The 14,944-nt window shown below is 61.3% G+C and carries 11 protein-coding genes; 5 read left to right on the top strand and 6 right to left on the bottom strand.

Features of this window, described 5'->3' with window-relative positions; genetic code table 11:
- Window position 1: 1 nt before the first annotated feature.
- A complete protein-coding gene (locus CYJ17_RS04515) occupies window positions 2-1,018 on the bottom strand; it encodes a LacI family DNA-binding transcriptional regulator (protein ID WP_087069810.1) in 1,017 nt (338 codons plus the stop codon).
- Between the two features lie 232 nt (window positions 1,019-1,250).
- On the opposite strand from CYJ17_RS04515, the gene CYJ17_RS04510 reads away from it, so the two are divergent.
- The 4 genes from CYJ17_RS04510 (at window position 1,251) to CYJ17_RS04495 (ending at window position 6,039) form a co-directional block, all read left to right on the top strand.
- On the top strand, window positions 1,251-2,549 hold the full coding sequence (locus tag CYJ17_RS04510) for an ABC transporter substrate-binding protein (protein ID WP_087069811.1): 1,299 nt from the start codon (window positions 1,251-1,253) through the stop codon (window positions 2,547-2,549).
- Window positions 2,550-2,615: 66 nt separating this feature from the next.
- A complete protein-coding gene (locus CYJ17_RS04505) occupies window positions 2,616-3,599 on the top strand; it encodes a carbohydrate ABC transporter permease (protein WP_087069812.1) in 984 nt (327 codons plus the stop codon).
- Window positions 3,596-4,474 (top strand): carbohydrate ABC transporter permease, encoded by an 879-nt coding sequence (locus tag CYJ17_RS04500; RefSeq protein ID WP_087069813.1) that lies wholly within the window; start codon window positions 3,596-3,598, stop codon window positions 4,472-4,474. The genes CYJ17_RS04505 and CYJ17_RS04500 overlap by 4 nt, the downstream gene beginning before the upstream one ends.
- A gap of 2 nt (window positions 4,475-4,476) precedes the next feature.
- Window positions 4,477-6,039: a glycoside hydrolase family 32 protein gene (locus CYJ17_RS04495; RefSeq protein WP_087069814.1), complete on the top strand. Its 1,563-nt coding sequence runs from the start codon at window positions 4,477-4,479 to the stop codon at window positions 6,037-6,039.
- On the opposite strand, the gene tal is transcribed toward CYJ17_RS04495, so the two are convergent.
- The 5 genes from tal to nrdD all read right to left on the bottom strand — a co-directional run bounded on the left by tal (window position 6,036) and on the right by nrdD (window position 11,928).
- Window positions 6,036-7,139: a transaldolase gene (gene tal / locus CYJ17_RS04490; protein WP_087069815.1), complete on the bottom strand. Its 1,104-nt coding sequence runs from the start codon at window positions 7,137-7,139 to the stop codon at window positions 6,036-6,038. The genes CYJ17_RS04495 and tal overlap by 4 nt on opposite strands.
- Before the next feature lie 117 nt (window positions 7,140-7,256).
- Window positions 7,257-7,667, bottom strand: a complete 411-nt coding sequence (locus tag CYJ17_RS04485) for an OsmC family protein (protein WP_087069816.1) — start codon at window positions 7,665-7,667, stop codon at window positions 7,257-7,259.
- Window positions 7,668-7,703: 36 nt separating this feature from the next.
- Window positions 7,704-8,975: an MFS transporter gene (locus tag CYJ17_RS04480; RefSeq protein ID WP_159454962.1), complete on the bottom strand. Its 1,272-nt coding sequence runs from the start codon at window positions 8,973-8,975 to the stop codon at window positions 7,704-7,706.
- Between the two features lies 1 nt (window position 8,976).
- Window positions 8,977-9,606, bottom strand: coding sequence for an anaerobic ribonucleoside-triphosphate reductase activating protein (gene nrdG / locus CYJ17_RS04475; protein WP_087069818.1), 630 nt, complete (start codon window positions 9,604-9,606; stop codon window positions 8,977-8,979).
- 162 nt (window positions 9,607-9,768) lie between these two features.
- On the bottom strand, window positions 9,769-11,928 hold the full coding sequence (gene nrdD, locus CYJ17_RS04470) for an anaerobic ribonucleoside-triphosphate reductase (RefSeq protein WP_087069819.1): 2,160 nt from the start codon (window positions 11,926-11,928) through the stop codon (window positions 9,769-9,771).
- Window positions 11,929-12,470: 542 nt separating this feature from the next.
- Here nrdD and CYJ17_RS04465 point away from each other — a divergent pair.
- On the top strand, window positions 12,471-14,942 hold the full coding sequence (locus tag CYJ17_RS04465) for a carbon starvation CstA family protein (RefSeq protein ID WP_087069820.1): 2,472 nt from the start codon (window positions 12,471-12,473) through the stop codon (window positions 14,940-14,942).
- Window positions 14,943-14,944 lie beyond the last annotated feature (2 nt).

Here is a 14,944-nt window from a genome sequence, read left to right as displayed (position 1 = left end):
CCTAGATTCGGCGCACTGATTCGCGCATACGTAGCGGCATATCCACCAGGTGAATATCGCGGTCCCCCGCACCTTCCTCGCCCAGGAGCCGGGTGGCAGTTTGCCCGATCTCCCAGTAGGGAATTGCGATGGTGGTGAGGGCCGGGTGAACGTAGAGCGCGATTTCATCGTCGTCGAACGAAGCAATCGAGAGATCATCGGGCAGGTGCATGCCGCGCCCCAAACACTGCTGAATCGCACCCAAAGAAATACGGTCGTTGAGAGCGAGAATCGCGGTGCACTCCGGGCCGTTATCCAGCAGCTCGCCCATCGCCTCGTATCCGAGATCCGGATCCCACAGCGTACCCGGGAAAATCTTCACCGGTCTGAGGCCCGCTTCTTCAAAAGCATCCAGTATTCCGTCAAAACGATGGCAGATGGTGGCGGAGATGCGTGGCTCGCGCAATTCGTCATCCATGCCGATAATCGCGATGTTGCGATGCCCCGCCTCAATAAGCACATTAGCCACGCGCCGCCCCGCCTCGTATTCGGCCGGAAGCACCGCCGGGAAACTTCCCTCCCGATCCGGCACCGCATTGCACACCACCACCGGCAGGCCACGCACAATCTCCGGAACGGTGATCATTTTTGCGCCCATTTCCGCGAAAATAAGGCCATCGACGTTGCGATTGAGCATCTCGCGTACCGAGTTCTCCGCACGGCTCGCGCTATCCCCCACTTCCGCGAGGAACACGATTTTTTCCGCCTGGTCTGCGGCATCGAGGATACCGCGCAGCATGGCCGAGGCGTAGCGCGTGACCGTAACATCCCGGCTGATCACCCCGTAAATCCCGGTGGTATTGGTCCGCAAAGAACGCGCGGCCGGGTTGGGGCGGTAATTGAGGGCAGCCGCTGCCTCAATCACCCGATCCCGTACTTCTTGGGAGAGACGCGCGGGGCGATCATTGAGTACCAAGCTCACCGCGGTGGGTGAAACACCCGCTCGTTGTGCCACCTGAGCGATCGTCGCTCGCTTCATTCAACCTCCTCGCGCCGTTCTTCCCACCCTTGGGCCACAGCCTGAGCTAAGGGTATCCGATCACCAAGGTGACCAAGCTCACCTACGTCCCCACATTGCGCATACTCACCGGCGGTCCTATAGTTTCTGGCAAGTGCTAAATGCATTTATCACGGTGCAAAGGTGCCGCGTGATGGTTCTTAGCACGTTCCCGCTTCCCGGGCGGGGCGCCAACCAAACCCAAGGAGGGGTGATGAGTAAAAGATTCCGGAAACTCACCGCACTAACATCCGCCGCTGCACTTGCTTTCACGCTGAGCGCCTGCAGCAAGGGCGGAACCACGTCCCAAGGCAATGTTGCGGACGGGAAACAAGAAGTCACCATGTGGACTCATAACGCCGGCAACGAAGAAGAGCTCGCCGCCATCGAGCAGATCGTTGCTGATTACAACGCACAATCCGATAAGTACCAGGTCACCATGCAAGCGTTCCCGCAGGCTTCCTACAACCAATCCGTGGTGGCGGCCGCTTCTTCCAATAGCCTGCCGTGCATTATGGATATTGACGGCCCCAATGTTCCTAACTGGGCGTGGGCCGGCTACCTTGCCCCGCTCGAAGGCATGGATGACACCCTCAATAAATTCCTCCCGACCACGGTGGGGCGCTACGAGGACAAGATCTACTCCTACGGTTACTACGATGTGGCCCTCTCTATCATTACCCGCAAGTCCATCCTCGACGAATTCGGTATCCGCACCCCCACCGTGGATCAGCCCTGGACGCGTGAGGAGTTCACCGACGCGCTCGCCAAGGTGAAGGCTTCCGGGAAGTACGCGGTGCCTTTCGATATCAACACCGCTGACCAGGGCGAATGGTATCCCTACGCTTACTCCCCCTACCTGCAAAGCTTCGGCGGGGATCTTATTGACCGCTCGAAGTTTGAAAGCGCGGAAGGCGCCCTCAACGGCCCGGAAGCCTTGGAATGGGCGAAGTGGATGCGTTCTCTGGTCACTGAGGGATACACGCCGGCCAATGCGGGTTCGGATCCCACCCAGGACTTCATTAACGGAAAATCGGCTTTCTTGTGGATGGGTTCGTGGGCAGCGCAGCCCACCGAAGAGGCTTTTGGCGACGACGTCGTCTTCCTCCCGCCGCCCGATTTTGGCAAGGGCCCGAAGATTGGCGGCGGCTCCTGGCAGTGGGGCATGTCGCCGTCGTGCCCAGCCCCCGAGGGAGCGCTGGATTACATGAAGTTCGCCGCTCAGGATAAGTACGTGGCTTCGGTTTCGGTGGCTACCCGTAATATCCCAGCAACCGATGCTGCCACCGCGGAAGTTCCGGCCTTTGCCGAGGGCGGGAAGTACTCCATCTTCCGGGAATTCTCCAAGAAGTACGCGGTGCTGCGCCCCGAAACTGCCGGCTATCCCTTCATCGCTACCGAATTCACCAAGGCAACCCAGGACATTCTCAACGGCGGGGATCCCAAGAAGATCCTCGACCAAACCGTGGCGAATATTGACGCCAACCAAAAAGCCAACGGCTTCTTCAAGTAACACCTGATGCGCGAGGCGCGTGAGCTACCACCGGCAGCTCACGCGCCCTGCCGAAAGGCCAGTGATATGACTTCTGCACCCCAGGCCACCGCGGAGAGTAAGCACGCGCTCCGGCCGGCGCCAGCATCTTCTCAGCGTGCTCAGCCAGCTGCTGCGTCGTCGCGAAAATACCGACGCGAAACTTCCGCGCAAGCACGGGCCGGGTGGGGAATGCTGGCCCCCGCGGGAATCCTCATGCTGCTTTTCCTTGTGGTTCCCATCGTCCTGACTTTTATCCTTGCGTTTACCGACGCGCGCCTCATCTCCCCGCGCCCGATGCAATTCATCGGCCTGGAGAATTTTGAGCGGTTGTTTGGAACCGAGGTCTTTTGGGCGTCCCTGCGCAATACCCTCATTTTCGCCCTCGTTATTGTGCCCGGGCAGTCGGGCCTGGCGCTTATTATGGCGCTGCTCGTAAATAAGAAGTTCCCGGGCTTGAATTTCTTCCGCACCGTTTTCTTCCTGCCCATGGTCACCTCCATGGTGGTGGTATCCATGCTGTGGCTCTTCATGTACCAACCCGATGGCCTGCTCAACGCGCTGTTGGCCAAAATCGGTATTTCCGGCCCGGATTGGTTGGGTGATCCCAGTTGGGCGCTCTTCGCCATTATCGTGATGTCCGCCTGGCAGGCCGCCGGGATGCATATGATTATTTGGCTTTCCGGCCTGCAAACGATCCCGGGTGAACTTTATGAAGCGGCGGCTCTGGACGGGGCGTCGAGCTGGCAGCAATTCAAACACGTGACCTGGCCGGGTCTGCGCCAAACCCGCACCTTTATTCTCATTACGATCACCATCGCAGCGTTCTCGCTGTTCACCCAGATCAATATTATGACGAAGGGTGGGCCCCTCGATTCCACCTCAACGGTGGTCTACCAGGCGGTGCGCACCGGATACGACCAGCAGCAAACCGGCTACGCCGCGGCGATTTCCCTGGTCTTCTTCGTCCTGGTTCTCGCCGTCAATCTGGTGCAACGCTATCTCACTCGCGATAAGGAGGCCCGCGCATGAGCACCGCGACGTCATCTCGCAGCATCCCCCGCGCTATTGGAATCTGGGCGCTGCGTATTGGGCTGGCCGCCATTTTCGGCCTGCCGCTCCTTTTCATGGTGGTCTCCAGTTTCAAACCGGATACCCAGATTTTCGGGGATATGGGCGGCCTGGAGGCTTTCCTCCCGGTGGGCGACCTCAGCTTCGATAATTACTCCGGAGTATTCAACCGGGTACCTTTCTGGCGTTTCCTCCTCAACTCCGTCATCATCTCGGTGTGCATCGTGGTTTTCGGGCTCATCGTCAATTCCATGGCGGCCTTCGCGCTCTCCCGCCTGCAATTCCGGGGCCGCAAGATTTCGCTGACGCTGGTGATCGCCACCCTCATTGTTCCCTTTGAAACTCTGGCACTGCCCCTGCTGTGGTGGGTCAATAAGCTCCCGTGGTTGGATGCGAACGGCTTCTCGCAGAGCTGGCTGGATACCTACCAGGTCCAGATTGTGCCCTTTATTGCCAATGCACTCTCGATTTACCTCTTCTACCAGTACTTCGATTCCATTCCGCGCGAGCTGGATGAAGCGGCACGCGTGGACGGGGCAAGCTGGTTCAAGATCTACCGTTCTATCGTCATGCCGCTCTCCGGCCCGGCTACCGCAACGGTCGCGATTCTGACTTTCCTACCGGCGTGGAATTCCTACCTGTGGCCACTCATGACGGTGCGCTCGGAAGAGTTGCGCCCGGCGATGATCGGGATCGACTATTTCCAGCAGCTCAACGTATCCTGGGGCCAGATCATGGCGTTCTCCACGCTGATCACCGTTCCTGTCATCATGCTGTTCCTGGCTTTCCAGAAACAATTCGTCAATTCTATTGCCGCTTCCGGTATTAAGGGATAACCATGTCGCTTTCCTTTGAGTTCACCGCCGACCACGATGCGGCGCTGGCCCGGGCTCGCGCCGCGAATGCCCAGCTCGCCGCCGCCGTGAACCCGCGCTGGTACCCGCGTTTCCATATCGCGGCACCCGCCGGTTGGATCAACGACCCGAACGGCCTGGTCCACACCGGCGAGGAACTCCACGTTTTCTTCCAGCACCACCCCTATTCCACCGAGTGGGGGCCCATGCACTGGGGGCACGTGGTTTCGCGCGACGGCGCCACCTGGGAGCGCCGCCCCCTCGCCCTGGCTCCTTCCCTGGAAGCCGACCGCGACGGCGTCTTCTCCGGATCAGCCCTCCAGGCCACCTGCGGGCACCTCGAAGTGTTCTACACCGGGAACCGCAATGTGGCGGAGCCGGCTCCAGCCAGCTGCGGGCAGTCGCAGTGCCGGGCGATCTCACGCGACGGAGTGACTTTTGAGAAGAAGGGCGTCGTCGTACCTACCCCGGAAGGCGTGCGCGATTTCCGCGACCCGAAGGTCTGGCGCCACGGCGATACCTACCGCATGGTCGTGGGCGTGCAAAGCCGCGACCGCCGCGGCGAAGTGTGGATGTACAGCTCCCCCGACCTGGCCCGTTGGACTTTCGACCGCGTCCTCTACCGCCACCCGGACCCGCGGGTTTTCATGCTCGAATGCCCCGATTTCTTCCCGCTCGGCGATACCTGGGTGCTGATTTTTTCGCCCATGGGCATCCGCCCGGAAGGTTTCGCGCATTGCAACGTCAATAGCGCGGGCTACCTGCTGGGCAGCTGGCGGCCCGGAGGTAGTTTTGAACCCCGCGCGCCGTACCGCACCCTCAATTGGGGGCACAGTTTTTACGCGCCACAGACCTGCCTCATCAATGGCCAGCGCACCCTTTTCGGCTGGATGGGCAGCTTCGGGCGCGCCCCGGCCTCCGCGGCCGACGGCTGGTCCGGCCAGCTCACGGTACCGATGAGCGTCCACCTCGAGTCCGGTGAACTGTGCTTACGGCCCGCCCCTACCCTCACGCGCCTGCACGGCCGCTGTTTATGGAACGACGACGCCGCCCTTTCGGCCAGCGCGCCTACCATCCTCGCCCGCGATGTGACCGCGGCGGATATTTCCGTGACTCTGCTTGCGGGTGCATGTGAACGGCTGCGCCTGCGCATTGGTTCGGATACCAGTTCGGTGAGCATTATCGTGGATCGTAATAGCGGCACCATCGGGGTGGATCGCGGCGGCGCGGTGGGCAATCTGGGCTACCGGGCTGCGCCCTGGGCTCCGGCCTACCGGCTTTGGGGCGAGCGCGCCGCCGAGATTGCGGACTCAGCTCCGCTTGCTGAGCTAAGTTTCCGGGTGCTTGTGGATGCCGGCTCGGTGGAAGTGATAGCCGGGAACGGCGAGCGGGTGCTCTCCTCGCTGGCCTTTGTGGAGGGCAAACGTGATATCACCCTCCTGGCTGAGGAGGGTGATATCACGGTCGCGGCCTCGGTATGGGAGATGACGGACGCCTTCCCCCAGGCGGAGCCAGTGCTAGAAATTGACGCCGAAGCGGGAAGCTAAGCGCGAGCAGCCGCGAGCGCGGCGCTAACGGTTTCGCTCAGTTCCTTCCAGGAGACGATGAACTTCTCCACGCCTTCACTCTCGAGCTGGGCGGCCACATCGCCCATATCCACGCCCACCGCGGCCAGCTCTTCGAAGACTCGGTGGGCCTGGCCGTAGTTATCCCGCACGGTATCCCCGGTGATCTCCGCGTGGTCCGCGGTGGCCTCCAGGGTTTTCTCCGGCATGGTATTGACGGTTGCCGGCGCCACCAGTTCGGTGACGTACAGAGTATCCGGATAATTCGGGTTCTTCACCCCGGTGGAAGCCCATAGCGGGCGCTGGGCATGCGCGTGATCCGCCGCGAGGGTAGCGAAACGCTCGGAGGCAAATTTCTTCTCGAAGATTTCGTAAACGAGGCGGGCGTTGGCCACCCCGGCCTTGCCGCGCAGCGCCAGGGCTTCCTCGGTGCCGATCTTCTCCAGGCGGGCATCAACTTCGGTATCCACGCGGGAAACGAAAAGCGAGGCCACCGAGTGGATATCGCTGAGCGCATGCCCGGAACGCTGAGCCTTTTCCAGGCCGGCCAGGTAGGCATCCACCACTTCGCCGTAGCGAGCCAGGGAGAAAATCAGGGTGACGTTCACGGAGATTCCGTGCCCGATCACTTCGGTAATAGCCGGCAGCCCTTCCTTGGTGGCCGGGATTTTGATCATGGCATTCGGGCGGTCCACCCGGTCCCACAGCTGGCGGGCCTGGGCCACGGTTGCCGAGGTATCATGCGCGAGTTCCGGGGAGACCTCGATGGAAACGCGGCCGTCTTCCCCGCCGGATTCTTCAAAAATGGGGCGGAAAATATCGCAGGCGTCCTGGACGTCCTTAATGATGATGTCGAAGATCGCTTCGTCGCCGTCCTTGCCGGCCGCGGCAGTGGCGGCCACCTGCTCAGTGTAGCTTTCTCCATTGCGCAGGGCCGCGGCGAAAATCGTGGGATTCGTGGTCACGCCGCGCACAGTATGCGTCTCGATAAGGGAAGCGAGGTTCCCGGAAGCGATACGCTCCCGGGATAGATCGTCCAGCCAGATACTCACTCCGGCGGCGCTCAGGCTAGCGGTACTCATATTCGTGTCCTTTCTTGGTGGAGCCCGGTGGCGTTCTCATGATGCCTTCCGGCTTTCTCACGGGCCGGGCAACGTTCTCACGGTGCCCGGCGGCATCCTGATTGCGCCGTTAGGGGCTTAGTTATCCGCGGCGCTGCGGATCTCCAGGTCATGCGGGGCGGGATGGTCGAGGGTGCGGCCCACCGTGCAGGCCCGCGCGATGGCTCGGTCCACGCGCTGAAGCAAGGCACCGCGCTGTTCTTCAGGCATATCGGCGAATTCCACCTCCATCGCGGTGTGGAAAGCGGTGTAGCGGTTATTTTCCCGATCCGCATCCGCGCTCACCGTAAAGGTGGCGCTATAGTCCTCCCCGAGGAGCTGCTCGAAACGGGAATCCGCGCTGAGGGCCTGGCAACCGGCCACCGCCAGCTGCATGAGTTCCCCGGGAGTGAATTGTTCGGGACCTTTCCCGATTTCCACGCTGGCGCCGCGATCATTAACGGCGGTGAAATGAAGATGCCCGATACGCCGGGCAGAGAGCTGAGCCATAGCTACCTCCTTGTTTCTTTCACTTTACGGGAAAGCTCAGCGCTGTGGTGAGCGCGCTTTCCACCAGCGGAAAAGTCCGGCCAAGAAAAGACCGATCGCTGCCAGTACGCAAGCACCCCACAGCGCCGGGGTGAAGGATCCTCCGTGCGCGCCGGCACTTGCAGCGGCCCAACGCGGGGCGACGACGGCGGCCAGCGAGAAACCGAGGAACATGAGGCCGTAGTTGGTTCCATTGTGACGCGGCCCGAAGCTGTGCATGGTCAGCGGCGCGAAAAGACTCATGGTGCCCCCGAAGGCCAGGGCTACCAGGATGGCACCGCTGAGGAAGAGTACCGTTGCCCCGCGCTCGGATAGCGCGAGAAGCGCGAGCCCGCCTGCCGCGCAGCCGAGCACCGCCACCAGGCACAGCGGGATGCCGATACGGTCGGAAAGCCAGCCCCAGGCCAGCCGCCCGGCCGCGTTCGCGACCGCGAAAAGCGAGACGGTGAGAGCCGCGGCTGCGGCGTCGAACCCAATACTCGTGGCGAGCGGGGCCATATTGGCATTGACCATGATGCCACCGAAAGCAGCCGTGACGAAAATAGCGAGGATGAGCCAGAAAGTGGGGGTGGCGAGCATCTGGAGCGGGCTCAGGCTCGCGCGCGGTCCGGCGGCTGCGGCCGTGCCCGCCGGGCGGGGTAGGTAGGCCCCGTATTCTTCGCGGAAGGGACGCACCAGGAAGATGACCGCGGCGGCGTTAATCACTGTGAAAGCAATGCCGAGAATCACCAGGGAGCTATGCACGCCGTAGCCAGCAATGAGATGCTGGCCGGCCGGAGCGATGATCATGGGGCCAATTCCCATCCCTGCGGTGATAAGACCAGCTACCATACCGCGCCGGTCCGGGAAGAAACGCATGGTATTGGTGAGCGCAGCCGAGTAGAAGAGACCCTGACCGCCGCCGGTGACCAACCCGTAGCTAAGCACGAACAGCGCGAGGGTGGGGGCTAGGCCGGCCAGGATATGCCCCAGCCCGAAGCAGATACCGCCCACCGCCATCATCTGGGCCGCGTAACCGCGCCGCAAGAGCGTGCCGGAGGCAATCATAATAAAGGGCACTACCAGGGAGGCGAGCCCGAAGGCCAGCATAATATCCGGCGCTGCCCATCCGCGGCTCGCGGCAAGCGGGCGCACAAAAATAGAGAAGGCGGTGAGCGCCCCCGTGGTCATAATGGCAAGAAGTGTTCCGATAAGAACGCGGCTGCGGCGCGGCATCGTTGCCGGCGGCTGGGCCGCGGGTTCCTGAGCGGCAGGGTGAGTGCTGGTCACGTTAGTCGTAATCTCCATTTTTCCAGAGCCGCACCGGGGCTTCGCACCCGGCTTCCATGGCGGCAAATGTTTCGGGCACGTCGATAATGCGCTGGTTCTTCGAGCCGCGGAACGTGAGGTCACGAATGAACTGGGATTGGATAAAAGGCCCGTCCACCAGCACGTCCACGTGGGAAAGAAGTTCGCGTTTATCTTCGGTTTCTTCCAGGAGCTGCTCGAAGGTGTAGCCGCTCCAGCTCCAAATTGTTTTACTATTCCCGAAGCGTTCCCGGAAACGCCGGGCCAGGGGCAGTAGCACCGGGGTATTGAGGAAGGGCTCGCCGCCCACGAAAGACACCCCGGCCACGTAGCTTTTCGCGCAATCCTCGAGGATGCGTTCTTCTAGTTCCTCTGTGTAGGGGGTGCCGTAGCGGAAACTCTGGGCCGCCACGTTATAGCAGCCCGGGCATTTGAAGGGGCAGCCGGATACGTAGATCGCGCAGCGCACCCCTTCCCCGTCCACCATAACGAAGGGCTTGTAATCGGCAACATAGCTGCGCGATAAGCGCCGCCCATCCCAGGCGCCGGGGCGCTTGGGTTGGTGCACCCCCGGAGCTTCCGGAGGTGTGGAGAGCAGGCGCAATTCTCGCATTCTTCCTTACCTTCTCACGGTCCCTGAGTCACAATACTCCCCGCGCCCGGCACATTCGCCGAGTGCGGGGAGCCTTGCGAGAGTGTGCCCGCGACAAGCTAGGCACACCGGGCGCTGGGCGCTAGGGTGCTCAGGCCGCGCGGCACCGAACACCCACCGCGCTTAAGCGCAGGGACCGTCCATGTGCTTGACGCGGGAAATGATTTCCTCATGCCGGCCGTGCACCATGGGGCGCTTGACCGGGTTACCGAGGTACCCGCAGGTGCGCTTGACAACATCGCAACGGTCGGGATCATCATTGCCGCAATTCGGGCACTTGAAACCTTCCGCCGTGGGATCGAATTCCCCGTTGAAGCCGCACTCGTAGCACTTATCAATAGGAGTATTGGTGCCCAGGTAGGCCACCTTATCGTAAGCGTAATCCCAGACCGCTTCCAGAGCCGCGGTGTTGTGGGTCAGCTTGGGGTACTCGCAGTAGTGGATGAAACCACCCTTGGTGTACTCCGCGTAGGGCGCTTCGAAGTCAATCTTCTCAAAGGGAGTGATCTTCTTGCGCACATCGTAGTGGAAGGAGTTCGTATAGTAATCCTTCGCGGTGATATCCGGAACCGCACCGAAACGCTCGCGATCCATGGAGCAGAAACGGTTGGTGAGGGATTCGGCCGGGGTGGAGTACACGGAGAACCAGTAGGGGTACTCCTTCTTCCACTGGTCAGCGTACGCACTCAAGCGGCGCACGATATCCAGGGTGAATTCCTTCGCTTCCGCGTTATGCTCCCAATTCGGGCCGTAGAACGCGGTAGCCGCTTCGTACAGGCCAATGTAGCCAATGGAAAGCGTGGACCGCTGGTTGTGGAAGAACTTTGTGACGTCCTCATCGCCCTCTTCCGCGCGGATACCCAGGGCACCGTAGCGGTAGAGGATGGGGGCGTTCTCCGGAGTGGCATCCTCACAGCGCTGCGCCCGGTAGACCAGAGCTTCCTTGACCACCTGCATGCGCTCATCGAAGATCTTCCAGAAACGCTGCTTATCCCCGCGCGCCTGCAGCGCGATACGCGGCACGTTGAGGGTGACCACGCCCAGGTTATTACGCCCGGCGTTCACGGCCTCACCGGTTTCCGGATCCACCCACTTGGGCAGGAAGGAACGGCAACCCATGGGAGCCTTGTAATCACCTTCCAGCTCGGTGAGGCGATCATAGGAGAGGACGTCCGGGTACATGCGCTTCGTGGAGCATTCCAGGGCCAGCTGCTTGACGTCGTAATTAGGATCCTCAGGGTTGAGGTTAACGCCGCGGCGCAGCCCGAAAACGAGCTTCGGGAAGATCGCGGTGTGGCCATCGGCCCCGATGCCCTTAATGCGAATGGTCAGGATGGCCTTCTGGATTTCCCGCTCGAAACGGTTGGTGCCCAGGCCGAATCCGAGGGTGACGAAAGGAGTCTGCCCGTTCGAGGAGTAGAGCGTATTGATCTCGTACTCCAGGGACTGCATGGCATCGTAGATGTCCTTCTTCGTCTTTTCCCAGCAGTACTCATCGCGCTTATCTTCGGCAACCCAACGCTGCGCATCCTTGAGGTGCTTGGCGTAATTGAGTTCCGCGTAGGGGGCGAGCACTTCATCGCAGCGATCCACCGAGCAGCCACCGTACTGGCTGGAGGCCACATTCGCGATGATCTGAGCGATCTGCGCGGTAGCGGTGTTAATGGAGCGCGGGGATTCCACCCGGGCGTTACCAATCTGGAAGCCATCACGCAGCATGCCTTCAATATCGATGAGGCAGCAATTGGTCATGGGCTGGAAGGGGTTGTAATCCAGATCGTGGAAGTGGATATCGCCCTTAATATGCGCATTGGCCACCGCCGGGGGCAGCAGGTACTTGAGGGCGTACGCCTTGGCCACCGCACCCGCGGTTAGATCACGCTGGGTGTTAAAAACAGTGGAGTCCTTATTGGCGTTCTCATTGACCACCGTCTTATCGCGCTGCATGAGCTTATCCAGGGAGCGCGAAATATCCATGGCCTGTTCGCGCGCCGTATCGCGATCGTGGCGGTACTCGATATAGGCGCGCGCCACCTGCGGGTAGCGGGATGCCATGAGCACGTTTTCCACTTCCGTTTGGATGGTGGGAACGTCAAGCTTGGCAGCATCAAGATGATCGATTACCGTGCGGGTGGCTTCCTCAACGAATGCGTAATCGTCGATGCCCTGGCTGTTCATTGCCAGCGCGATTGCGCGGTAGATCTTACCGGCGTCAAAGCTAACCGACCGACCGTCACGCTTGGTGACGACTACCCCCGTGGTCGTTGAGGTATCAATCAACATCTTGTGCCTCCGTAAAATTCGAACACTACATATAGTAGTCGGCCAGAATGACACCGGTGTGCTTCGTGCGCCACACGGGTGCGTTTTTTGAGCCGCGCACGCCGTGCCCGACCCCATAAAGGGCGACGCCGCGCCACTCTTGCCCCGCGCCCGCCGAATTTATGATGTGCAACACATTTTTTCGGCACCGCGTTTCGCGCTCACCGGGCGAGCTTACCACTACCTATAGGGGCACCACCCACCCGCCACCCCTACATCTTGCGATAAGTGCGAAACTGGCTCCAAACCGCCACTTCCACCCCAAGCCAGCCCGCGGCCAGCTGGCGGCGTCGTCGTGCTTCATCACCGCAAGCCACCATTTTAGTGGTCTAGCCCACAAATAGCGCGCTAACGCGAACGTAAGTTAACCCATTACTGTTGCACGCGTTTATTATCGGATGTGGTGGCGTACGCCACCCGGGTACTCAACCGAGGATCCGCACAAGATGCCAGCGCTGCCGTCCACGCGGACCGCGCCGGCCCATATAAATGGAGTTTCAGCTATGAGTGCACCAGCTGACACTGCTCTTCCGAGCTATAGCGAAGAAGAGGAAAAATATATTATCCGGAACCGCCACGGTGTTCCGGTCGGAACAAAACCGCATACGAAGTGGACGCTGCCGCGCATCGCGGTGTGGGTCCTCGTAACAGCCCTCGGCGTTGCGGGCTGGTACATGCTCGCCTTCTATCGCGGTGAACAAGTCAATACCGCGTGGTTCGTGGTGACGTCGGTCTGCACCTACATGATCGCCTACCGCTTCTACGCGCTCTTTATTCAAAAAACCATTATGAAGCCCGACGATTCCAACGCGACGCCGGCCGAACGCATCAATAACGGACGCGATTTCGACCCGACAAACCGCGTGGTGCTCTACGGGCATCACTTCGCCGCTATCGCCGGCGCCGGCCCGCTGGTGGGCCCGGTGCTGGCCGCCCAGATGGGCTACCTGCCCGGCACCCTGTGGATTATCTTCGGGGTGTGCGTGGCCGGTGCCGTCCAGGACATGCTCGTCCTCTTCTTCTCCATGCGCCGCGGCGGGCGCAGCCTCGGCCAGATGGCCGTGGATGAAATCGGGAAGATCGGCGGGGCCGTGGCCGCGGTCATGATCCTCGTCATGCTCATGATCGTGCTGGCCGTGCTCGCCATGATCTGCGTGAACGCGCTGGCCGATTCGCCCTGGGGCGTTTTCGCCGTTGGTATGACCATCCCCATCGCGCTGTGCATGGGCCTGTGGCTGCGTTTCGTGCAGCCCGGCAATATCACGATGGTGTCCATTGTTGGGTTCATTGCGCTGCTCGGTGCGATTATCGGGGGCCGCTACGTGGCGGAATCCGATTTCGGCCAGGCGTTCCTGCACCTGTCCCCCACCACCCTCGTGTGGTGCATGATTGTGTACGGTTTCTTCGCGGCCGTGCTGCCGGTCTGGCTGCTCCTCACCCCGCGTGACTACCTGTCCACCTTCATGAAGGTCGGCACCATCGTGGTGCTGGCGCTGGGCATTCTCATCGTGCGCCCGCTGGTGGAAATGCCGGCCGTCACCGAATTCGCTTCGAATACGGACGGCCCGGTATTCGCCGGGGAACTCTTCCCCTTCCTCTTTATTACCATCGCCTGCGGGGCGCTTTCCGGGATGCACGCAACGGTGTCCTCGGGTACTTCCCCGAAGATGATCCAGAAGGAATCCCAGGTCCGCATGATCGGCTACGGCGGCATGCTCATGGAATCCTTCGTGGCGATTATGGCGCTGGCCGCGGCCTCCTCCCTCAATATGGGTATCTACTTCGGTATGAATACCTCCGAGCACACCACCGATAAGCTGGCGGGCACGGCCATCGTGCAGATGACCGATAACCGCTCCGAGCTTTCGGCGGCCGCGGTGCAAAACCTCGCGGTCACCGATACCCACGGCAATTCGGTGGAAGCCCGCTGGGAATCCTGGGATGAGAACGGCAATGAGAAGACCTACGTGGGAGCGGAGGCCTTCGATAAGGTCGCCGAGGACGTTGGGGAAACCTCCGTCACCTCGCGTACCGGTGGTGCGCCCACCCTCGCGGTGGCCATCGCCCATATTCTGCACCAGGTAGGCGGCGGCCAGGCCATGATGGGCTTCTGGTACCACTTCGCGATTATGTTCGAGGCGCTGTTCATTCTCTCCGCCGTGGACGCCGTGACCCGCGTGGCCCGCTTCCAGCTGGGCGACGCCCTGGGCAATGTGCTGCCCAAGTTCAAGGATCCCTCCTGGCGAGTGGGCGCGTGGATTACCACGGCCGTGGTGGTGGCGGCCTGGGGTTCGCTGCTGCTCATGGGCGTGACCGACCCGCGCGGCGGTATCCAAACGCTCTACCCGCTCTTCGGTGTAGCAAACCAGCTCATCGCCGCTTTGGCCCTGATTTTGTGCACCGTGGTGGTGGTCAATAAGGGCTGGGCGAAGTGGGCCTGGATCCCGGGCATCGCCGCGACCTTCGACCTTGTAGTCACCTTCGCGGCGTCCTGGCAGAAGATCTTCTCCTCCGACGCCGCCATCGGGTACTTCACCCAGAACACCAACGCGAAGGCAGCGTTGGCGAAGGCGCAGGCCGCCGGGGATACCGAAGCCATCGGCATCCAGTCCGCGATTGTGCGTAACACCTTCATCCAGGGCTGGCTCTCCGTGATCTTCCTGGCCACGGTGGCCTTCGTGCTGGTGTGCGCAATTATCAAGATCATCCGGGTTATCGCCGCGAAGAAGTACGTGAACTCCGAGGATCCCTACCAGGAGTCCAACTTCTACGCGCCCACCCAGCTCTTCCCGACCAAGTTGGAGAAGAAGGTGGTGGCGGAATACGCCGTCGTGGGCGACCCGGCTTTGATTCCCGGTTTCGATCACCGTAAGGGTGCGGGCGCGCACGGTTCCGGTTCCGGTACGACGACGCCGCCAGCTGCCAAGGCGAGCTCTGCCAGCGACTCGGATTCTTCCGGGTCCGCTCAGAGCTAGGA

The organism is Actinotignum timonense (assembly GCF_002860685.3).
Classification (GTDB): Bacteria; Actinomycetota; Actinomycetes; order Actinomycetales; family Actinomycetaceae; genus Actinotignum; species Actinotignum timonense.
The sequence above is the reverse complement of the archived record's forward strand: the minus strand, read 5'-3'. Positions and strand labels throughout refer to the sequence as shown.